The organism is Flammeovirga sp. MY04 (assembly GCF_001682195.2).
GTDB classification, from domain to species: Bacteria; Bacteroidota; Bacteroidia; order Cytophagales; family Flammeovirgaceae; genus Flammeovirga; species Flammeovirga yaeyamensis.
In genome coordinates this window covers 1,855,212-1,878,704 of record NZ_CP003561.2, presented here as the reverse complement: position 1 = coordinate 1,878,704, position 23,493 = coordinate 1,855,212, and the positions used below count along the sequence as shown (strand labels likewise).

At 34.5% G+C, this 23,493-nt stretch carries 17 protein-coding genes; 12 read left to right on the top strand and 5 right to left on the bottom strand.

From position 1 onward, the window contains the following. Nucleotides 1–144: 144 nt before the first annotated feature. Complete coding sequence (locus tag MY04_RS26650; protein WP_158297939.1) at nucleotides 145–3,033, bottom strand: starch-binding protein; 2,889 nt, start codon at nucleotides 3,031–3,033, stop codon at nucleotides 145–147. Nucleotides 3,034–3,337: 304 nt separating this feature from the next. Here MY04_RS26650 and MY04_RS26645 point away from each other — a divergent pair, with 304 nt between their 5' ends. Then, nucleotides 3,338–4,285: a T9SS type A sorting domain-containing protein gene (locus MY04_RS26645; protein WP_066216102.1), complete on the top strand. Its 948-nt coding sequence runs from the start codon at nucleotides 3,338–3,340 to the stop codon at nucleotides 4,283–4,285. A gap of 183 nt (nucleotides 4,286–4,468) precedes the next feature. Then, nucleotides 4,469–5,404, top strand: a complete 936-nt coding sequence (locus MY04_RS26640) for a T9SS type A sorting domain-containing protein (protein WP_158297938.1) — start codon at nucleotides 4,469–4,471, stop codon at nucleotides 5,402–5,404. A gap of 116 nt (nucleotides 5,405–5,520) precedes the next feature. On the opposite strand, the gene MY04_RS26635 is transcribed toward MY04_RS26640, so the two are convergent. After that, entirely contained in the window at nucleotides 5,521–6,495 is a 975-nt protein-coding gene (locus MY04_RS26635) for a helix-turn-helix transcriptional regulator (protein WP_066216100.1), read from the bottom strand. A gap of 110 nt (nucleotides 6,496–6,605) precedes the next feature. On the opposite strand from MY04_RS26635, the gene MY04_RS26630 reads away from it, so the two are divergent. The 7 genes from MY04_RS26630 (at nucleotide 6,606) to MY04_RS26600 (ending at nucleotide 15,704) form a co-directional block, all read left to right on the top strand. Next, nucleotides 6,606–7,172 carry a hypothetical protein gene (locus MY04_RS26630; protein ID WP_066216099.1) on the top strand — a complete coding sequence of 189 codons (567 nt, stop codon included), beginning with the start codon at nucleotides 6,606–6,608 and terminating at the stop codon, nucleotides 7,170–7,172. A 275-nt stretch (nucleotides 7,173–7,447) separates the two neighbouring features. Continuing rightward, nucleotides 7,448–9,541, top strand: coding sequence for a DUF4493 domain-containing protein (locus MY04_RS26625; protein WP_066216098.1), 2,094 nt, complete (start codon nucleotides 7,448–7,450; stop codon nucleotides 9,539–9,541). A 7-nt stretch (nucleotides 9,542–9,548) separates the two neighbouring features. Then, complete coding sequence (locus tag MY04_RS26620) at nucleotides 9,549–10,736, top strand: DUF4493 domain-containing protein (RefSeq protein WP_158297937.1); 1,188 nt, start codon at nucleotides 9,549–9,551, stop codon at nucleotides 10,734–10,736. Between the two features lie 2 nt (nucleotides 10,737–10,738). Further along, entirely contained in the window at nucleotides 10,739–12,847 is a 2,109-nt protein-coding gene (locus tag MY04_RS26615; RefSeq protein WP_084006159.1) for a DUF4493 domain-containing protein, read from the top strand. A 125-nt stretch (nucleotides 12,848–12,972) separates the two neighbouring features. Further along, complete coding sequence (locus MY04_RS26610) at nucleotides 12,973–13,740, top strand: hypothetical protein (protein WP_066216092.1); 768 nt, start codon at nucleotides 12,973–12,975, stop codon at nucleotides 13,738–13,740. Nucleotides 13,741–13,744: 4 nt separating this feature from the next. Further along, a complete protein-coding gene (locus MY04_RS26605; RefSeq protein ID WP_066216090.1) occupies nucleotides 13,745–15,064 on the top strand; it encodes a PCMD domain-containing protein in 1,320 nt (439 codons plus the stop codon). Between the two features lie 187 nt (nucleotides 15,065–15,251). Then, complete coding sequence (locus MY04_RS26600) at nucleotides 15,252–15,704, top strand: hypothetical protein (protein ID WP_066216088.1); 453 nt, start codon at nucleotides 15,252–15,254, stop codon at nucleotides 15,702–15,704. Nucleotides 15,705–15,718: 14 nt separating this feature from the next. On the opposite strand, the gene MY04_RS26595 is transcribed toward MY04_RS26600, so the two are convergent. Further along, nucleotides 15,719–17,413, bottom strand: a complete 1,695-nt coding sequence (locus MY04_RS26595) for a carboxypeptidase-like regulatory domain-containing protein (RefSeq protein WP_066216086.1) — start codon at nucleotides 17,411–17,413, stop codon at nucleotides 15,719–15,721. After that, on the bottom strand, nucleotides 17,410–18,072 hold the full coding sequence (locus tag MY04_RS26590) for a hypothetical protein (protein WP_066216084.1): 663 nt from the start codon (nucleotides 18,070–18,072) through the stop codon (nucleotides 17,410–17,412). The genes MY04_RS26595 and MY04_RS26590 overlap by 4 nt, the downstream gene beginning before the upstream one ends. A 205-nt stretch (nucleotides 18,073–18,277) precedes the next feature. Between MY04_RS26590 and MY04_RS26585 the strand changes: the two genes are divergently transcribed. Next, the gene (locus tag MY04_RS26585; protein ID WP_066216081.1) at nucleotides 18,278–18,859 is read left to right on the top strand and encodes a hypothetical protein; all 582 of its coding nucleotides are present in this window, start codon (nucleotides 18,278–18,280) and stop codon (nucleotides 18,857–18,859) included. A 132-nt stretch (nucleotides 18,860–18,991) separates the two neighbouring features. On the opposite strand, the gene MY04_RS26580 is transcribed toward MY04_RS26585, so the two are convergent. Next, nucleotides 18,992–19,720, bottom strand: a complete 729-nt coding sequence (locus MY04_RS26580; RefSeq protein ID WP_066216077.1) for a LytR/AlgR family response regulator transcription factor — start codon at nucleotides 19,718–19,720, stop codon at nucleotides 18,992–18,994. Between the two features lie 86 nt (nucleotides 19,721–19,806). On the opposite strand from MY04_RS26580, the gene MY04_RS26575 reads away from it, so the two are divergent. Together MY04_RS26575 and MY04_RS26570 are read left to right on the top strand one after the other, a co-directional pair. Then, nucleotides 19,807–21,810, top strand: coding sequence for a sensor histidine kinase (locus tag MY04_RS26575; RefSeq protein ID WP_084006158.1), 2,004 nt, complete (start codon nucleotides 19,807–19,809; stop codon nucleotides 21,808–21,810). Between the two features lie 127 nt (nucleotides 21,811–21,937). Next, entirely contained in the window at nucleotides 21,938–23,440 is a 1,503-nt protein-coding gene (locus tag MY04_RS26570) for a sodium/pantothenate symporter (RefSeq protein ID WP_066216073.1), read from the top strand. The last annotated feature ends 53 nt before the right edge of the window (nucleotides 23,441–23,493 follow it).

Genomic DNA, 23,493 nt, shown 5'->3' with positions numbered 1-23,493 from the left:
AAAAAACACCCCACAATTTGTAGGGTGTTTTTGTATCTCTAGATAAAACTTGTTCTAAGAATTAGTAGTTAATTTATCATTTTCACTTTACGAGAGTTATCAATAATACTTGCTGTTGTTGATAACCCATTTTTTACTGAACTATTATTGTACTATGATTCGTTTGATGTGCAGTGCATCACCTAATTGAATTTTAACGATATACATTCCACTTGATAAGCCCAAAGCATCTACCTTCAACTGATGATGTCCGTTTAATAATTCTTTGTTGATAGGTTGAAGCACTTGCTGTCCGTTTAAATCAAATGCTTGCATAAACACTTTTGAAGGCTGATTTAAGTTGAAATCTATAGTGAACTCATTTGTTACTTGAGTTGGGAATAATGTCAATAATTGATCTTCGAGGTCTAAACTTCCTCCTACCAATCTACTTGATGATGATTCAGGATTAGAGTTATACCAAACGCCATCTTTATACCATCCTTCGCCCGATCTGTTTAAATCAGAAGTTTGGGCTCCACTGCCATTGTGGAATAATAAGTTAGATGAAGTTGCTCCTTCGATAGTGTATGCATACCATCCATTGCCTTCTGAAGTCATTAATTCGCCTGGCCAATTAGAGCTTGCACCATTAGAAGCACCCCAATAATGGATTCTTGTGCTATTACCCCAAGATGATTTATAATGGATCCTTAAACCGTTTCCTGGTTCTGGAGCCACAGGTTCTTGATCGTACCACTGACCATCTTTGTACCATCCATCTTTATCTCTAGTGTAATCATCGGTTTGATTACCATTTCCATCGTGGAATAATAAGTTGGTAGAAACCACTTCGATTGGGAATTCATATACAAACCAACCGTTTTCCTGAGTCATGGTTGCTCCAGGCCAATTTGTACTTGCTACACTACCTACAGGAGATGCACCCCAGTGGTGAATCATATTATAACCTTGGACGTATACTTTAAATCCTCCTTCAGGAGTAGGAGATGGAGTTACTGAGAAAGTAGCAGTTTGAACATCAGAAGAATTATCTGAAGCATCCATTGCATAATAATCTACAGTTGCATCTGCATCTAAAGTAAAAGTTGTTGTTGAAATTGCCGTTTGATTTGTTCCGCCATTGATAGAATAATAAATTACTGGGGAAGCATCTCTATCATCAGTAGCACTAATAGTGACTTGAACCTCGTCAAGATAATCGCCTCCGTTTGGAGAAATTGAAACTACAGGTGCAACTGTATCTGGTGTAGGTGGAAGTGGTTCATCAATCCAACCGTTATCATACCATACATTACCACATATATTTTCTTCATCTCCGGTTATTTTACTACCATTTTCTAAAAGAATTAGGTTAGTACAAGAACCGTTTATGGTGTATTCATAGAATCCATCATATGCAGAAGATACTTGCATATTTTCGCCTGGCCAGGTAGTTGTATCGTCTCCATCAGTTACTGCCCAGAAGTAAATACTAGGAGTACCGCCATTTGGAGGCTTAAAGTAAACAGTCATGCTTGCAGCCTCATTGAACGTATATGTACCTTCTACCACATCAGAAGATCCATTTTGATCGATCGCTACTGCTTTTACCACAACTGTTTCTCCAGCCTGTCCACACACTTCAAACTCACCATTATATCTTGTAGATTGATCCGTTGGGATATCACCATTTGTAGTATAATAGATATCGCCACTGCTTGTTGATAAGTTGATATTTGCACATCCACCAGGGAAGTTACCGCTAGGAGTATTTAATGTTAGAGTAGGTAAAGTAACCACAGTTCCTTGATCCCAAATAGCATATCCAGGACCAGAAGCCTTTAAGTTCCATCCATTTCCAGGAGACCAGTTGCCTCCACCGATCTTCATGGCTACTTTACCATCTATAATCGCAGCGTAATAATTATTATCGTTTGTACCTTCTACTTGTACATAACTTGTATTTGTAATTCCATTTGCCTTACGGATAGCAATCATTTCTTTTAGTGCATCCTGAATCCCGTAATTAAAGTAATGAGAATAGAATACTACAGGAACTCCTGGGTGAGTTAGGATATAAGCATATCCCTGTAAAAGCTGAGAGTTATCCGAAGGATTGTTAGGGAATGAATTGTCGCCATATTCTGATCTTACTGGCTCAGTATCGTGATTTTCTAAGAAAGAAACCGCTTGTGAACCATGAGTGCCTAATAAACTTGGTAAACCGTTCAAATAATTGTAGTTACCTCTCACAGCATCATGTAAAGTATACTTCAAAGGAAAATCAAATGCTGATGAAGTATTTTGAGCTCCATTTAACCATCCTACAATTTCATCATAAGGTTTCCATTGCTCACCAATTGAAATGTAAGGACTTGTGTGATTGTTGTATTCAGCAAAATAATAAGCATTGAAACCATGAACAAAGTCATATCTCCAACCATCAAATCCCACGTCATTTTTTAACCATGTCATCCACTTTTTGATTTCGTCTCGAACAGTGAATGAGTTGTGGTTTAGATCTCGAGCAGCTTCGTATTGTGTACCCGAATCATTATCGCCACAGGCAGCACCTTGTTCGGTACTATTTGATGCCCAATTGACTTCATCATCAGAACAAATAGAAGAACACCCACCAAGAGAAGGTTCCGTAAAATCGGCCCAACCTGTTGTACCCACTCTGTGGTTAATTACGATATCAGCGATAGCTTGAACGTTGTTATTACCTAGATTTTGCACCAAAGTTCTTAGCTCAGCTTCTGTTCCGTAGTTAGAGTTTAAATCATACCATTTCCTAGGTAGATAACCCGCGCGGTCGGCAGCATCAGAGGGAGGTGGAAGCCATACGGCATCAAACCCTGCATCTGAGATTTCTTCTACTTTACTGTTTAGATTTTGCCACCAATCTTTCTTAGTAGCATCAGCAGCTTCCCAATGGAAACCCTGTAAAAGGACATCACTTCTGTTGCCTTGTTGTGCGAACGAACTGAAGGATGTAAAAAATAGTATAGCTCCAATAATGGACAAAGAGCGTAGTAGATGTTTTTTCATTTCAATTAAAAAAAAGTAAGTAATAATAGACTCATTTAGTTTATCAGATGATGTAAATAAGTAGTTCATCTGAGCTGGTGTTACAATGTTACGACAAGGTTAAGTGTTAATCGTACCATTATCTATTTTCTTAGGTTTAATAAGTTTCGGGTCGTACCAATTCATATATTGGTACTTTGTAAGTAATTGATAATAAATAGTATATATGTAATATACTCAAAGTGTTAATACAGGGAAGTTCTTGTAATTTTTCTATCTTAATGGTTAGATTGCTTATTCATTTAACATCAAAAATATTTATACCTTGAAATTATCATTACCCACTCATCCAAAAATATTTATTCTTGTGTTTCTTATTTTATCTGCTTGTACTTCAGATGAAAACATTGATGGGTTTTTTCCACGAGAAATCACTTTTGATATGATTATCATTTCGGAGGATACTGAAATGAATACGAACGTAACAGGTGAACATATCCTTATTCAAGATAGCAGTACACTTACTGTAAATAGCGGTCACTTTAATAATTGTGTTATTGAAATTGAACCGGGTTCTCATTTAAGTTGTGCTAACGATGTCTTGTTTTTAAATAATACTCAAGTAGTTGCTCCTGGAGATGATGCAGTTTGTACAGAACAAGATGGCACAACCATTAAATATGAAAACAATCAATATTATATAGAAGAAGCTGGATGTTATAGTGATGCTGATTTACCAATTGAGTTGATTTACTTTACAGCAGCATTACTTACAGACAGCGTATCTTTAGAATGGGCAACAGCAACAGAAATCAACACAGATTATTTTGATGTCGAAAGATCCATTGATAAACTCAATTGGACGCAGATTGCTAAAATCGATGCAGCAGGGAACTCTAATGTGAAAATTGAATATGATTACATCGATAACAATCTACCTGATGCAAGTTTAGTAGTATACTACCGTCTGAAACAAGTGGATTTAGATGGTATTTTTCAATATTATGGAACCGTTGGAGTAAAATTAGGTGATGATGCAGAAAGTGATGTGATTATTTATCCTAACCCCATTAACTATGGTGAAAACCTGAATATAGTTTCTACTTATGATGACATGGAGGTAAAAATATATGATAGTGTAGGTCGTGAGTTTTTCTCAAAAAGTTACAAAACTAACTTAGCTAGTATACCTATGTACTTTGGTACAGGCCTTTTGATTGTGGAAGTGACCTCTGGATCGAGATCGGTGACTGAGAAAATTGTGGTGCAATAGGGGGGAAGAAAATGAAAAATTAAAAGTTAAAAATGAAAAACGGGAAATGTGGGGTGAGGTAAGAAGTAAGAGGTAAGAAGTAATCAAATAACATTGTTTACATATTGATTTAGGGGTTTATTCATGCTTTCCCCCTTTTGGTAATGAAAGTCTACTATGACAATCATTATTCAAAAGAAAAAGATGAAAAATTTAATACTATTATCCCTGTTTGTGTTTGTTAGCTTGGCTGGGTGTACCTCTTCAAATGAAGAAAATAATTTGGGGTTCGAAGCTATTGAAAGTTCAAACCTTAAGAAAGAATTTATATTTGATGAGGTTATTGATTACGATTTAATAGATGCAGATATAAAGATAAGAGGAGCTAATATCACGTTTAGAGGAAAAAACATCATCAATTCGAAGATTCAGATTAAAAATGATGGATCTTTTACTTTTGATAATGAAGAAATCACTATAAAAGGCAATCTTTTTCAAATGAATGCGAATGGTCTTATATGCTTTACAGATAAGAATATTACACTTAAAACAGATTATGAAACGATTACTCATAAATCAGAATGGTGCTACCATAAAGCTGATTTACCAGTAACAATGATCTTTTTTAAATCTTCAAAACAAGGAAATAATATTCAATTAAAGTGGGCCACTGCCACAGAGGAAAATTCAGACTTTTTTGAAGTTCAAAGATCGTTTGATATGATCAATTGGGAAACTATTGATCGAGTGAAGGCAGCTGGAAATTCTAATACAAGAAAAGATTATTCCTTCTTAGACGATAAAATTCCTGAAGTATCAAGAGTAGTTTATCATAGATTGAAACAAGTTGATTTAGATGGAGCATCTATGTTTTATGGACCAGTAGCCGTAAAAATGGGATCGACCGAAGAAGAGGTGACTATTTATCCCAACCCTGTAGCATTTGGAAAGAATTTAAAAGTGGTGAGTACATACGATCACATGAAAGTACGTATTTTCGATGTAAGTGGAAGGACTTATTATAATGAAACGATATTATCGAATTTAACATCAATTCCAATGAATTATGGGAAAGGTGTTTTATTTGTAGAAGTACAAAACGGAGCTGTAAAAACCACAAAGAAAATAATAGTTCATTAATCGAATGAATAAATGAATAGTGAAAAACGGTAAAAGGAGGATCGCTCTTCACTCATCGCTTTTCACTATTCACTAAAAAAAACTTATTACGTTTTTCATTTTTAACTTTTAATTTTTCATTTTCTATATTTCTTAGGCGCCACCCCAAAGTTTTTTTTAAACGCTTTCGAAAAATGGTTAGGGTTCGCGAAGCCCAGAGAGTAGGCAATGTCTGTGAGTGAGTTATTAGGATCTTGCAGCATTTTTTTTGCCTGTAACAATCTACTTTGAAGCACAAATTGATGTGGAGGATAGCCAAAAGCAGCCTTAAAGTGGTTTCTTAATTTTTGGGGGCTGATACCGTACTTTTCGCAAATCATTTCGGTACTAATTTGTTGATCCAAATTATCGAGTAGATAATCTTTAATTTGGAACATCAGTTTAGAATCTACTTTAAAGTTGGCAAACCCATCATTATCCATTCTTGTTTCCAATTGCATAAAAAACAGAGTAAACAATTGAATTGAATATCCTAACGTTAAACCTATACGCCCCATATCGGTTTCTTGTAAATCGAATATTTTTTCAATTAGTTCTTCCATTTCTAAAGTGAGAAGCTCATAAAAAAATAAAGGTTTATTATTGACCATCGCTTCCACGAATTTTGGAAATCGATTTCTCGTAATCTTATTAATATCCTCAATTTTTACTCTGATATTAATAAAATGTATCAATTGGTCTTTTGGAATGAAGGATCTTTGAAGTTTATTATTAAAGAATAACATTGCACCGTTGGCTTTTTGATTCTTTATTTTAATAATATCTTTTTCATCATCATAAGACGATAATTCTTTGCCAAATCTTAGGATAAGTGTTTTATCAGATGATTCCTCTTCTTCAAGAATCATATCGATAGGTAAGAAAGCTTTAGTAACACCTACCTCTACTTCGGTTAGATCTGGATAAATCTGCGAATTGATAAAATAATCACCCTCTTCATAAAGAAAATGATACCCATCAAAAGAAGCTGAAGTAAATTGTTCATTAATTAACCGTAATGTCTCTTCCGAACTTTTATGTCCACTAGCGGTAGTTCTAAATATCTTATCCATAAATATGTGGTTTTTGACCTAAAATAAATCAAATATGACCAATAAAACAAAATAATTAAGAAGATATTTGTAATATCAAAACTTGATTACAGAATTAAAAGAATTCTCATATGCCGATTGCTATAATAACCCAGTCTATAATTTCTGCCATTTCTATCCCGACAGAAGCAGATAATATTAATATTCACCTTCAAAATGGTGACGTTGTTTCTATTACAAAGTCGGAATGGAAAAAAGGTAAAAAAGAGTCAGACGAAAATAAGATTGTTTACTATAGAAATAAAGAAAAACATGAAATTTTGAAGTCTGATATTGATCATGTGCGTTATGAATCTTTAGATACATACGACAAGACAGCAGATTTTATGGAAGAATATGCAAAAATTGAAGAAATAGACGAAGATGTTTTAAAGTATTACAATACTAAAAGACATAAAAAGTCGAGGACTTCTCAAACCTTTGCAGTGGGAGCAGGCACAATTGGATTATTAGTTAATCCGTGGTTCTTAGCGGTAACACCTTTACCTTGGTCACAAGCGGTAGGTACAATGAAAGATGTAGATTATCAGTATTGTGTCAAAGGAAAGGAGTGGAAAGAACTTAAAAAAGAAAGGAAATTATACGTTAAAGCCTTAAAAGAAAAGGCTAAGATGGAAAAAGATAATCGAAACAGTTAATGCAGAGAAGGTGTTTACTCCTCTACACCTTATCAATTTATTATCCGAAAGCACACTCAAATATTGGGTGTGCTTTTTTATGTTTTTATTCTTTAAAAAATAGTTAATTATTAAACGATAATGATGTTTAAACCAAAGATTTAAACTAGATTTGACATTATTATTATCAATGAAAAACTAAACGATAAAGACAAAATCAAATAACCTAATCAAATAGAATACGCGTCTTTGTTGTGACTAAACAAACTCTAATCTCTTAGAGGAAAACAATTATTATGAGGAAACTTAACCAAAAGAGATTTTGTCTCTTAGGGTTACTTTTTATTTTTCTATCCTGTGCGAAAACTGAATGGCTAAATAGCCGTCAAGGTTCTGTATCACTGAATATTATTCAGGATAAAGAAAGTAATCAAAGACAAACTCCAGATCTTTCAATCCAATCATTTACTATCAACATTTTGGACGATCAAGACGAAATTGTGCGAAGTTTCGATCGGTATGATCAAGTAGATGAGCAAATTTATTTATCAGTAGGACAGTATAAAGTCCATGCTTTTTCGGAAGTTATGGAAGAGGCAGCTTTCGATATGCCAACCTACGAAGGCTTTAAATCATTTAATATAAATGATTTAAGCAATACACAAGTAAACGTTGTGTGTACTCTTTCCAATGTTAAAGTATCAACAACTTTTTCTGACAATTTTAAGGAGATTTTTCCAAAAGCCTATGTTGTTGTTCAAAATGAAAGCGGAGCACTTACCTTTTCTAACGAGGAAAGCAGAAGCGGATATTTTGATGTAAGCAGCATGCTTGTAACAGTCTACACCATCAACGATGAGGACAAAGAAAGAGTGCTTTTAACTTATCGAGTGGACGATGTAGCCGCTAGAGATCATCTGATTTTTAATTTCAATACCGAAGAAGGTGATACAGGTATTGATATTGAAGTAGATGAATCGACAGACTACAAAGAAATTCACTTTACCATTCCGCAAGATTGGTTAGAAATGGATCTTCCAACAATGGATTCTGATACTGATCTTGAAGCACCGATTGAATTTGTGGAAGGTACTACTACACCTTTGGACCTAACTTTCGAAGTTCCAGGAAGTATCACTCAATTGATCATGGTGGTTGATGATCCTGAAATGCTAAAAACAGGATGGCCGAAGATGATTAATTTCGCTGACTTGTCGGAAAGTGAGAAAACGTTTTTGGTAGGAAAGGGAATCACTTATTCGGATAAAATCCTTGGGGAAACATCAGCTAGTATTTCTTTAACAGAAGGTTTAAAGTACTTCTTATCTGACGAGAATCAATCAAAAGATTATCAAATACACTTTCTGATTCAGGATTATTTCTTTCCAGAGGTAGATTTACCTGTAGATATAAAAGTGAATCCAGCGGTACTTCATGCATCTATCAACAGTTACGAAACATGGTCCTATTCTACAGATATTCATGTAAATGTTGAAGAAGGAAATCCAGATTTTGTGGGCATCGCTTATAAAGAAAAATCAGGTGATGTTTGGTTAAAGAATACCACTCCGATCAGTCAAATTGATAAGGATTTGGTATTTAATGTTGCCGGTCTAAAAGATAATGTGGAGTATGAATTTAAAGCGGTGCAAAACTTAAATAGTTCTAGCATTGCTGAAGTTAAAACGGAAGAAGCTTTAGCAATTCCTAATCAAGATTTTGAGGAGTGGGTGGTCGAAAAATTAAGTACAGGACCGTTTTCATATAGTTTATACTTGCATCATCCTTGGGGAGATAAATCAAATAGCCCATGGGCAACGATTAATGAAATCACTACTGAACATAATGGATGGTGGACGTATGCATATAATTCTTTGTCAAATACTGTGAGGGATGAAGATCGCCACTCAGGTAATTATAGTGCAAAACTATCTACTGTTGGCTATGGGTATGGAAGTACGAATGCAGGTGGTGCAAGTGTTGTTAAAAAGAGAGCAGCAGCCGAATTGTTTTTAGGAGATTTCAATGCATCATCGAAAACGAGGACTTATGGTATTCCTTTCGCTTCAAGGCCAATTGCACTAAAAGGATTTTTTAAGTACCAGCCTTATAAAGAAGATCAGTTCATTATCGAAGTTTCAGTGGAAAATAGAGATGGAGGTAATGTTACGGTCTTGGATCATAAAGAATTTATTAATGGAGATAATCAAAATCAATTTAAGGAATTCAATATCCCAATTGATTATACTCAGCCTTTTAAGGCGACACACTTAACGATTAATATTAAATCAACTACAAAACCTGAAGGAGAACTAGAAACGGAGCCAAGAGATGGTAAACATTTGGGTAGTGAACTTTGGGTTGATCAATTATCATTCGAATACAAATAAGATAACAATGAAAACTAAACATATTATTACCTATATCATTAGCATTTTTTTAGCATCATCTATTTTTTCATGTAGGATGATGTCGTCAGAAGATTTAGATATTGGTTACAAAAAAGGAGAAGTAGCTTTTACTATTGAAGGTGATGATTCCTTAATTCCTGTTACCTATGCAAGGACAAAGGGAACAATGGATATTAGCGATTACTGTGTGGAAATTAGAAATGAGAATGGTGTTTTGGTAAAGTATTTTGAGAAATTCTCAGAGATGCCCGCTCGACTTGATATGAAAATTGGGCAATATTCTATCAAAGCATTATCGCATTTAAAACAAGAAAATGCCGCTTTTGATGCACCCTATTACGAAGGTGCAACTACATTCGAGGTAAAAGAAGGCGAAACTTCAGATGTAGAAGTAACATGTACTTTATCGAATATGAAGGTGAGTGTGAATTACGATCCAACTTTCGAAACTTACTTTAAGGATTATCATGTGGTTGTTTCTAACGGTATGAAATTAGGAATGTTGGACTTCACAAAAGCCGAAATTCGTCCAGGTTACTTTCAAGTAAATCCTTTGGAATTAGAAATGACAGTCACCACTCGTGATGATCAAACGTTCTCTAAAACTTTTACCATTAAAGATGTCGCAGCTAGAGATCATCATCAGATTACTTTTTCCCCACAAGTGGGTGATGGCGGTATCTCAATTGAAATTGATGATACAACAAACGATAAAGAAATCGATTTAGACGTACCTAACGAAGATCTTGATCCAGATGCAATCATTAGTATTGAAGGTGACGGTTTTGATATTGATCAGGTATTGGAAATTTCTGAAGGAAATGAACCTGCAGTTGTTTTAAATATTGAAGCGGGTAATGGTATTGATGCTTTAAAAATCAGAATTGAATCGGATATTCTTACTCCGGAAGAATTAGAAAGTGTGGGCTTAGTAGAAGAGTTTGATATTGCCAATACTGACCCTGATTCGGAATTGGGACAAGCACTAAAAGCTTTAGGTTTTATTGGTGATACACCGATCAAAAATCAAAAAGAAATTCAGTTCGATTTAACTGAGTTCATGCCTCTTTTAACCATGCTTGGGACAGACGAAACACATCATTTCCATGTCACTTTAATTGATAATTATGGAAAAGAAGAAGTAAAAACACTAACAGTTAACGTCATTCCATAATCATGAAAAGATATAATTTAAAGTCTTTATGGCTGCTCTTTATCGTCTTTTTGATGTGGAGTTGCCATAAGAAAGACGATGAACAACTAGCAGAAGGAACGCTCTCTTTAGAAATTAGTAGACAAGCAGTGATAGAGGAAATGTCATCTGCAAGAACGAATGTCGAACATTTTAATATCAGTATCTATAATCAAAGAGATGAGCTTATTCATTACTTCGAAAGATATGATGAAATGCCATCCGATTTGCCTCTAAGAGAAGGGACTTACTTGATTAAAGTAGCTTCCGGAGAAGATGTCCCGGCAGCCTTTGATCATGCTATTTATAGAGGAGAAACTGAGTTTACTATCAAAGGAAATCAAAAAAACACAGTGAGTGTGGTATGTACTCAGACTAACGTAAAAGTTACGGTGGGTTATACCGATTTTATTAAGAAAGGGTTCAAAGATTTTTCAGTGGAGGTACATACTGAGGAAGGAAACTTACTTTTTGAAAAAGAAGAAGAGAAAGCAGGTTACTTTAAAATAACTCCAGATTCGACGCTTCATTTCACAATCAATGTCACCAACCTTCAAGGGAATGAATTCTCTAGAAGTATGCTCATTGAGGATATTAAGCCAAGGGAACATTATCATGTAGTGTTTGATTTGGAAGGTATCGGTGGGTCGGCCAACATCAATATTAAAGTGGATGAATCGACCAATGATAAAAAGTGGGATTTTGAAATGCCTATCAACCCGAATCATATTCCTGTAATTACGAGTGAGCAATTCGATTTTGATAATCCACCTAACATTAGATACTCTGATGGAATGGAGTTGATCTTAAAGGTAGATGCTTCTGTTGATTTATCTTCTGTGATGTGGACATCAGAAAGTACTTACTTTACAGATCAAGGTTTACCGAAACAATTTGATATACTTCATCCGACTCAGGAACAATTACAAATTTTAAATGCATTAGGTGTAGTTGTCTCGACTGTAGGTAATGAAGTGAACATCAGTTTATCTGAGTTGACAAAGAAGTTACCTACCAATAGTACTCAGCCACTTATTCATGAAATTGAATGGAAGGCAAGTAACCAAGAAGGCATCAATTATATTGTAAAAACGCCTTTGAGAGTCATTCCTTTAGGTAAAAATGTGAGAACATTATCTGTGGATGCATGGTCTAAATTTGCCTATTTATATGGAGAATATAATGACCTAGAAACCTCTGAAATTGTTTTCCAATATAGAAAAGTGGGAGCTATAGATTGGGAAATAATCAATGCAATTGATGTAGAAAACGATCACTTGTACTCCGCTCAAATTTTAGGTTTGGATCACAATACAGATTATGAATTTAGAGCATACAGTTCTGAAGAAGTGGTTGGAGAAGTGAAACAGTTTACAACTGAAGAAATAGTCCCTGTGCCATATATCGATTTCCAAACGTGGTTCCAAGTAGGATCGGGAAATAGCTATTATCAATTACCAGGAAATAGTTTAAGTGATTCTCCATGGAGATCGGGAGATAAGGGTGCAGCAGACCTTACTTTTTCACAGTATATGAAAACGGTATTGCCAAAACCATCCATGGAAAATCCTGAGTTTGTTCGTTTAGAAACTAACGAAGCTATGGGCTTCAAAGCTGCAGGTTCTTTATTCTTAGGGGATATTCAAGGAAGCGGATTAAGTACCGTGAAAATCAATTTTGGTATTCCATTTACCTCAAGACCAACCAAGTTTAGTTTCGACTATCAATACAACCCTTTGATGTATGATGGTAAAATGGACGAGTTGGAAGCCTATTTAATTCTTCAAGTAAGAGAGGGTGATAAACGTTATCGCTTAGCCACTGCTTGGTTACGATCGGATGAACAGAAAACAGAATGGACTACTGCAGATTTAGAGGTGGTTTACGGATATGATAGTTCTTTAGAAAATTACATGTTACCAAAAAGCAATTTTGTAGAGAATCCAGAAGAAGGATTCTATCCTGATGTAAATGCTAAACCAACACATTTACTGATTGTATTTTCTTCTTCGGCACACGGGGCAGATAAAAAATCTGCAGCCAAAGGAACTATATTCGACATTAAAAATCTAAATATAGGATACGAAAAATAATTTATCAGAGTTAGTGGAGAGGCTGTATTTTGATTCCTGGGTTATTGATACGAGGAATTTTAGACAGCCCACCTACTGATGATGATGGGTGAACAACAAACAATTAAATCAAATTTTAACTTACAATGAATTTTAAATTCTTAAGAGTACTGAGCGTACTTTTACTCATTTGCTTTTATCAGAATGGATACGCCCAAGAGGATAAAGTAAAAAGGAGCGAAATGTTCGATCGTGGAATCGTAAACCGTACCTTCATCCCCAAAGGTCAGTGGTTAGTAGGATCCACGTTTAATTATTCAGAGCACGACAATAACAACTACAAATTTCTAATTATGGAAGATTGGGATGGTAGTGGTTATAACTTTCAGGTAAGCCCATTCTTTGCTTATTTCCTTAAGGATAACTTTGCCATAGGTGGTCGTTTTACCTATAAAAGAAGCAACCTTGATATTGATCAAATGAATATTGTTATCGACGATGATTTGTCGTTTAATATTAATGGTGCTCACCAAATTTCACACAACTTTTATTCTACATTTTTTATCAGAAACTATATCCCTTTAGGGAACAGTACACGATTTGGTTTATTTAACGAGGTGAGATTATCCTATGGATATGGTCAGTCGAAAGAAATGACGATTGGAAGTACCCCTGCAGAAACACATGGCGTTTACTCAACCATTAACGAGTTAAATATTGGTGTAGCACCCGGTATGGTAGCTTTCATTAATGATATGGTTGCATTAGAGGTGTCGATTGGTGTTTTGGGCTTCTCGAACAAATGGATTAAACAAGTGGAAAATCAAGTAGAAGAGGGCGATAGAAGAATAAACAAAGCAAACTTTAATATCGACATCTTCTCATTAAATATTGGCTTAGCATTCTACCTATAAATCAATGAAAAAATTATATAGATTAACCGTACTGACCGTTGTTTTTTTGGTCACATCTTGTATCGAAAACGATATTCCATATCCAACTATTTTTGGAGAGTTTCTTCACTTTACTGTCGAAGGTCAAATTGGAGCAACACTAATTTCACCAGAGGAGCAAAAGGTAGTTATACGTGTTCCTGACGACATGGATCTCACTAATATTACGGTAGATAGTGTGGCCATTACGGAAGGAGCCACAGTAAGTCCTAATCCATTGGAGGTAACAGACTTTTCTCAAAAAGTAGTTTTTAAAATCGATACTTACCAAGAATATTTCTGGGAAGTGTTCGTAGAAACTGCAGCAGAAGAAGTGAATGTAACACAGTTCGAAATTGAAGGTCAGATTGAATCAGTAGTTAACGATGGAAGTAAAACCATTAGAGTAACTATGCCAACAGGAACTGATTTAAGTGATCTAATTATTACATCTTTTGAATACACTCCAACCACTGCATCTGTCAGCCCAGATCCATCTGTAACACATGACTTTTCAGGTCCTGTGACTTTCACTTTCAATAATGAAGAGGTTTGGACAGTCAATGTACTTCATGATGGAGAAGTGATTGAGGGTGATCAAGTACCATATTCTGATTTCCAAACTTGGTTCAAAGAAGGAACAGATGATAACTCCTTCTATCTTCCTGGTCAATCTCTAAATGAAGAAATTTGGAGATCAGGTGATAAAGGTGCTGCAGACTTGATAATTAAAACATATCCACAAACTGTATTGCCTTATCCATCAATGGATGCACCTGAATATGCTGTTCTAGAAACAAAAACTGCTGTAGGTGTAATTGCTGCAGGTTCACTTTTTGTAGGCGATATTCAAGGTAGTGGCTTGGCAGATGTTAGAACAGATTTTGGTATTCCGTTTACTGATCGTCCTGTATCTTTTACAACAGATATTCAATACCAACCGAAAACATACGGAGATAATATCATAGATAAATGTGATGTCTATGTGATCCTTCAGGTAAGAGAAGGTAGCGGTGATGACGAAAAGCGTTATCGTTTAGCGACAGGTTGGTTCCGTTCTGACGAAAATATGAGTGATTTTAAAACGTTGGATATCCCAATGTTGTATGGTAATCACTCATCTTTAGAAACATTCATGATGCCAAGTGCATCTAATGCTGAAATGCCAGAACAAGGCTTCTATGAAGATCCAACGGCTAACCCTACACACATTATTATTGTATTTGCTTCTTCGGCTGATGGAGCAAACTTTAATGGTGGAGTGGGTTCTAAGTTGAAAGTGAAAGGTATTGAGCTAAATTATTAATCAATTTATCTCTTACATATTTGATAAAGAAAGCAGCCTTCGGGTTGCTTTTTTTCGACTAACAACACCAAACCTCACTAATCAAAATCATTGTTAGAACTCTCTAACTCCATTAATTTTATAAAAATTTACAGCTGAACTTCATTCCGTTAAACTTAAAGCCTAATATCTATCAAAAACTAAACGAATGAAGAAACTAAATCTTTTTAGTATTGCAATATTTGCCGTGCTAATGTCCTGTAACAGAGAAGCCAAAGAAGGATCAGTTGACAAACAATTATTATTCGAATATTCAGAAAACATTACTGATGCTCTCTCATGTGGTGGTTCGAATTTGAAACTTTACTCAGACAATACCTTTGAACTTAATTATGTATCAAGTGTGTATTTGGAGGAGGATAAAGCAGAATTTGAATTATTAATTGATAATTTCAAAGGGACGTATCAAAAAGAGGAGAACAAGGTCACTGTTCAAATCATAGAAGACGAATACACTCTGTACAAGGGAGGTGTTGTTGAGAACTCTGGAAATAGAACGTTCGAAGATATCGGAAAAGAAGTCATCTTTTTGAATAAATACATCAATGGAGCAACCAATTTTGATGATTGTATCGATGATTACTTTATTCTAACAAAGTAAAAATAATGGGGAGTTTAATGATACTCCCCCTCTTCACGGTCTCTTTCACCAATTTCAATATTAATCACTTTGAGGTGACTATAAGTAGGTCTTCCAGGTATATTGGCCTCAGCAATAATATCATTTACATAGTAAAAACCGTCTTTATTTTTTTTGTAGGTCACTGATAAATTACTGAAAGAGAGAGGTTCTAATGGATATTTTTGGAAGGGGTAATAATGTTGCAACCTCTCTACATCGTGAACGACTGAATACTCTACTTTTGTAATGGCGTGATCGTCTGCATTTATATAAATTGTGCCATAAAAAGTTTTCGGTTCTAGAATAACTGTACTTCTAAAACTGTTTTCTTCAGTATAAAACTTTAAGACATACACTTCTTTTCCATCGATAAAAATAACATCAGAAAATTCGAAATCGTATTTACCGAACTTACTCATATTTAGGAAATTGTTATGCCTGACATTAACGATATCATAGCCTATTAAATAATTTCCATATTGGGCAAGATTCATTTTCTTCTCATCTAACTTTGTTAAAATCAAAGGCTTATTTTCTATGGAATTAATTGGGCAAGAAGAAGCTTCTAAAACTTTTCTAAAACCTGTATATCGTATAGGAAACATCATCTCCGACTTGTATCCGTTTTTATCGTAGACTTCAAAATTTATTTTATAGAAGGAAGTCGTTCCATCTTTTAGGTAGGTATGAATAAATTCATTATCAAAGTATTTGGTAAACGGTCCCTGATAATAATTTTTTGGAATTGATTTGATGACCTTCTTTAAAATACTCTTAGCTGTTAAAGGTTCACTTGATATAGTTAAAGTCGACATTTCATCTACTTTTTGATGAAGAAAAACTTCTATATCCCTATCCGAGGGAGCAATTTTAATAGTTTCATAACCAATAGAAGAAATGATAATGGAATCTTGAGGTGAAGGGATGGCGATATCAAATTTTCCGTTCATATCTGTGGCAGTACCTCTTTTGGAATTGGTCGTCACAACACTCACAGAAGGGAGTACTTTCTTTGTTTTTTCATCGTATACAATACCAATCTGATTTCTAATGGACTTTTTATCTTTTAAATAGATGGTTGGTATAACAACTTCCTCTGTATTCTCTAATTGGAAAGAGTAGGTCGTTTTTAAAGAATCGTTTTGCAATTCTACCGGCTTAATTAATAAACTCTCTCCACAATCATATTCCTTATGTTTTGCCAATTTGAGTTGATCGACAAAGAACATTCCATCAAAAGCTTGTGACCAATCTGCTGTGAGTGGTTTTACATCTTTTGGTTCATCATAACTAATTGCGGTACTGCTTATTTCTTCAGAAGTATGTAATGGATAAAATCCATATTTATTTCCTGTTGCATAAAACTCTTCTTCGATAGTTTCAAATCGATCTACATCTTTAATTTTTCCTGTAAATGCCAAAACATAGGCAGCATCTCCTAATTCATTTTTAATGTAACTACCCAAAGGATAGAATTCGTCTAACTCCTCGTTGTACCCTTCTAATCTCCCCATAATATGCCCGGTGGCTCCCCAAACGATCATTTTCTTATTTGGGTATTTGTTCAAAAGATAGAGCATATTTTCTCCCATCAATCGGTCTCTGATATTACTGTCTTTTGCCTTGAATTCCTCTTTCGTTTTTTGACCTGGTTTATTGTAATAATAGTCTTTCGCTGTTTCTATCAAAAAGTATAAAGTCTGTACAAATCGTCTTTTTGAGGGGAAGAGGATTTATCTACTTTTTCTTTTAATTGATTCGTAATTTCGATAAAACGATCAATGTCAAAGGTGGAAGGCAAATTATATTCATAGATATGAACCATGAAATCATTCCATTCCTCAAAGCTCAAATCATTATCAAAATAAGGTAAGAAATCCTCTCTTAAGTATGTTACTACATAATAACCACTTAACTGATTATCCATTCCTAAGACTTTAATAGAATCATATTTCTCGGCTACATAATCCATAAAAGGATGAAACTCTTCGTTCCCATGCCATATCTGGAAAATACTATTTGTATAAGCAAACTTAACACTCTCACCTTCTTGTATTGCTTGATGTGATTTATTTAAATCATAAAAACCACTTTCGAATACAACAATATCAAACCCTATTGTTTCATGGAGCATTTTCATGACTTCAAATTTTGCTGAAAATACATTGCCATGAATGTGATCAGGTTCACCCAATAGTACCACACGAGCATCTCCAATATCCTCCTTCAAAACATCAAATTGATGATAATCGAGGGTATCGAAATAGAAAAAATCGTGTTTATTTTGAGCATTTGATTTTAAAAAAATAAGAAACAATAAGGGGAAAAAGAGAATAGTCTTTTGCATGGTAGAAATAGAAAGAGTTTTAGTTTGATAATCAAAGTAATGCAATAATACAAAAAACAATTATTTAAACCTCTATCAGAAATACACAACCCATTGAAAAACCAAATCCCTATATGTATTAGGATTCATTATCAGAATAATCTGAACTCTTTTTTATTTTTATCGTAACAATTCAAACGATTGAACAAATTATCATTACTATTATATGAGGAGAATAACTACGGGTTCAGCAAAACTGTTATTGCTATTATTTCTATTATGGGGAAGCACCCAAAAAGCAGAGGCACAGGTGACCATTTTTCAATTGGCAGGATGGGATCAATCCTATGAGTTTTCTGCATGGCAACAATTAGGGAAGAGTGATTCTAGGCACTTTCTAAACGTCCGTTTTGGTGTAAACGATTGGATGTCGCCAGTAAACCCGACCACAGATACACAAAATCCAGCAATGAAAGGAAACTATTCTTTTTCATTGGGTTATGGGTATCAAGTATCGGATAAAATTTTGCCCTATTTAACGATTAGAAAAGATTTAAACCGCTTAGAAAATATTGGTTTTGTCTCTGGAGTAGATATTCAGACCAACAACCGATTTAATTATACGGTAGGTTTTACAAGCACTTACGATGTGATGAAAGATTGGAACAGGAGTAATGCTTGGATAGATATTTATTATGCAATAGGTAATCGAGGATGGAAAGTCGGTATGGAAACCGCAGTGACAGTGACCGGTGAAGTTGGTTTTTTATGGATGATTAATAAATCAATTAACTGGTCTAAAAAGTAACAATGAGGAAAATTATGTTGTAGGATCACATCATTGTGTCGCTACTATGAACAACCTAGATTAACTATATGCTTGGTCCCCCATAACACACTTTGGGGGACATTTTTATGCTTAAAATTGATCAAATGATCTTTATAATATTTTGAGTAAGCCCATTAATTGGTCACGGTACTTTTTCCCGATGGGAATATATTCTCCATCAATTAAAACATGATTGTCTTCAATCCCTTCGATTGATTCTAGATTAACAATGTAGGAACGGTGCACTCTAAAGAATGCGTCTTTTGATAATTTTTCTTCTAAAGACTTTAAGGAATAATTTACTAAAAACTGACCTTCTTTCGTCACAATCAAAGCATAGATATCATTCGCTTTTATCACTTTGATATCGTTGACGATAATCTTCAACAAACGATTTTTTGATTTCACAAAAATAGCATCATCTAACTCAAAAGTAGAGGTGCTGGAAGAGATTTCTTCGTGAGTAACATGTTCTAATTGTTGTATGGCCAATTCTATACTCGAACGTAAAATATTCTTATCAATAGGCTTTCTTAAAAATGCAGAAGGGCGGACGGATTTGGCCTCTTGATACAATTCTTCTTCACTTTTGGAGGTAATAAAAATGATAGGTCCTTGAAAAGACATTCTTAGCTTTTTGGCTAATTCAATGCCGTTCATGGGGCCTTTTAGTTCAATATCTAGAAGGTAAACATCAGGAAGTTCTTGAGGTTGATCCAGTAATTCTTCTCCACTTTTAAAAAGTGATAAAACATCAAAACCTAAGTCTTCTAAAGTGAATTTTAGGTTCTTGCTAATCACTAAATCATCTTCTACAATTACAATCTTTATGTTATGCATTGTATTTATCGGTTATGAAATTATAGTATTTGAATATTAATGATTAATTACTAATTTACCTAAACATCTCATATACTTTTTTCATAATGAGGCACCTATCTATTCTCTTTTCCATTATTTTTTTGATGTTTATTTCTACTACTTTAGCCAATGAACATCCTTCAGAAAAAATCGATTTTACCCTTATCGAAGACAAGGCTCCACTGTTGACCATAAAGGAAGCGTCGAGTGCCTTAAATACGAATCAGGTACAGAAAAGGAGTCATTTATCGAACGAAGATTGTCTTTGGTTATTGGTGACAATCCCTCAGAATGAGGTTGGAAAAGAAATGGTATTTACATCAAATAATTGGGGAGAGATATTAGTATATGATGCATCAAATCTTCAACTGATTGGAAAGAATGGTAATATTTATTCTTACCACGATTTTTTTGAGAATAACAGTGTCTTATTACCATCATCCACAGAAAAAATAATTGTTCAGCTTATTCCACATGTGAGTATTTACGGAGGAAAGGCATTGGATTTTACTTTGCTTCCGAAAGAGGAATACCTTTTAGAAAAGGAGGAACGTAACTATATACATACACTCTTTATTGGAGTAATCATTGCCATGGCATTGTACAACTTCATGATCTTTCTAGCCATTAAAGACATTAGTTATTTTTACTATGTGGTCAATGTAGTGGGGAGTGCTTTGTACTTGCTCTTTTTTCACCGATTAAGTGGAAAACTGTTATGGGCTGATGCAGCTATTTGGGATATTCATAGTTTCACTCTTATTGTTCCGATAACAGGAATTGCTCGGTCTTTTTTTACTAAAGAATACCTTAATTTAAAGAAACACTTACCATTAGGAAATACATTTTTAAACGGCATTACCTTGCTCTATATTATTCCTATAGTGATGGGGTTAATCAGTTACTTTACAGATTATGATTTCCTAAAACAAGCCACCGTATTTATCGGCTTAATTGGGGCCTGCATTCTATCGAGTATGTTATTATTCTCCTTCATCGTTTACCGAAAAGGAGAGAAGTCCGCCTTTTATTTCTTTATGGCCAATATACTTTTTGTATGTGCAGCAATCATCTTGATTATGCACGAGGTCAGTCTACTTTCTGACCTTCCATTTACAGAATATTTTACGGAGGTAGGTTTAGTCGCTCAAGTGATTCTCTTTTCTTTTGGTTTGGCAGATCGTCTAAAAAGATCTCAGCAACAGCTTTTAAACGAAGTGAAAGAAAAAGAACGCATCAAAGAGAATATGTATTTGGAGAAACAGCTTTTGATTTCTAATCAGAAAGTGAAGTTGAAAGAAGAAGTGGCCGCAAGAACAAGAGAATTAGCAGAAACGGTAGCCGATCTACGAACATCAGAAGCTTCTTTACAAAAACTCAATAATCTGAAAGACCGATTATTTTCTATCATATCACATGATTTAAGGAGTCCATTAGCCACTTTCGATTCCTATTTAAATTTACTTTCTCAGCATTATGATAAGTTGACGGAGGAGGAAAGAAAGGAATTGACAATGGATACAAATCATACTTTACAACAGTTTTCAATTTTACTTGAAAACCTATTGGAATGGTCGACACTACAAATAAAAGAAGGGCAAGTCAACAAATCATTGTTTGATATTGATGAGATTATAGTAAAGAATAAGGAACTGTATTCAGCCTCATTTAAAAAGAAATCCTTACAATTTGATTATAAAAAAACGGTTCAAAATACCATAGTCTTTGCCGATTATAAGATGATTGATTTTGTCATCAGAAATCTTTTAAATAATGCCTATAAATTCACTTCAGAAAAAGGTAAAATAGAAGTGATGGTGAAGAATCATCTACAATATACATTAGTGGAAGTAAAAGATAAAGGCATTGGAATGAGTGAAGATGAAATCGATAAAATCAAAAATAAGATCTACTATACTAAGCTAGGAACTGATGGTGAAAAAGGTATTGGTATTGGTTTATCCCTCTGTGCTAGCTATTTGATGATTCACGATACATCATTAAAAATTACCTCCAATAATGAAAATGGTACTTCGTTTAGTTTTTATTTACCCAAAACAGAATATTAATAATTTGCTCACCTAAAAAAATCGAACGTTCACCAAAAAGAATCTGATGTTCACAAGAAAATCAAGCATGTAAGGAAAGAGAATATCTACATTGAGTACATAAACAACACAGAAAATTAATACTATTATGGAACTATTGGGTTGGTTATGTATTGTAGGATACATGTTACTCATGGCTTACTTTGCTATACGCGGTGCTAAAGGAACAAAGACGTCTAAGGATTTTGCTTTGGGAAGTATTCACTTCTCTCCAGTGGTCTTAGGGTTGTCTTTGGCGGCGTCTATTACAAGTGCAGCCACCTTTATTATCAACCCTGGTTTTGTGGCTTATTATGGATTAAGTGCCTTCCTAGCCTTAGGTGTTTTTTTACCGGTGGGAGCATTAGTAAGCCTTTATTTCTTTACAAAGAAATTTCGTAAGGAAGGAAAAGAAATTAAAGCTTTAACAATGGCACAATGGATAGGGAAGAAGTACAATAACAAAAACTTCACAACTTTGTTTGCTGTACTTTCATTATTGCTCATCACTTTTGTGGTTTTAATCTGTGTAGGTATTTCCAAAGTAATTGCAGCCATACTAGGTGTGAATGAATTACCTGTATTAATTGCTTTTATACTTTTTGTCTTTACTTATGTAGGTTTTGGTGGAGCAAATTCGATGGTCTATACCAACTTGGTTCAAGCCTCATTAATGATAGTGATCTCCATCGTACTCTTTGCATCAGGATATCAATTTTTTGTTCAAGATATTTCATTTTTTGATCAATTAGGTCAGATAGATCAAAATCTGGTTTCTTTAACCAATGTTGAAAGTCCACTCTTTAGAGATGTTTTCGAGGTGATTCTTTGTCAGGTGATTGTAGGTATTGCTGTAGTATGTCAACCTCACATCATTACAAAATCATTATTAATCAAAAAGGAAAGTGAGGTAAAAAAATATTTGTGGGTAGCCATAATTACTGAAATACTTTTCTTCAGTGTTATTTTTATTGGCTTCTATGCACGTCTATCTTTTCCATCTCTAACTTTTAATGATCAAGGAATAGCATTAGATAATGTACTCACAACTTATGTAAATCAAACACTCCCTTATGGGTTGGGACTTTTTATAACAATTGGGTTGATATCTGCAGGTTTGTCGACACTTGAAGGGTTAATTCAATCGTTAACAGCGACCATTAGTTTTGATTTACTCCCACGTTTATCTTTCACTAAAACGGAGGACACTTCCAATCATCTTTCTTCTAGAAAATGGGTAGTTATCTTTCTAATGTTGACCTCATTTGGTTTTTCTTATCAACAATTAATAGCACCTGATTTAAGTGTAGGCATCTTTGCTCAGAATGGAGTTTATGCCTACTTCTCGGCGGCATTTATTCCTGTACTTTGTGGATTATTCTTCCCCAAAGTGAATGCAAAAGTAGCCATGTCGAGTGCAGTAATTGCTATCATTGTTCATTTTGGATTGTATTATGGAAGAATCACTCCTTATATGCAAGAGGAAGTGAGAAATCCTGGTGTAGCTGCTGCCATTGCCATTATCACCGCAATTTGTTCGGCAATTATACTTCATCTCATCACAGGATTATCTAAATCTTCGGAACGAATAAAAGAGGTAGAAACCACATAAAACTAATTTCACTTCAACTAAACTAGCTAACCAACATATTTTTATTATTTTAC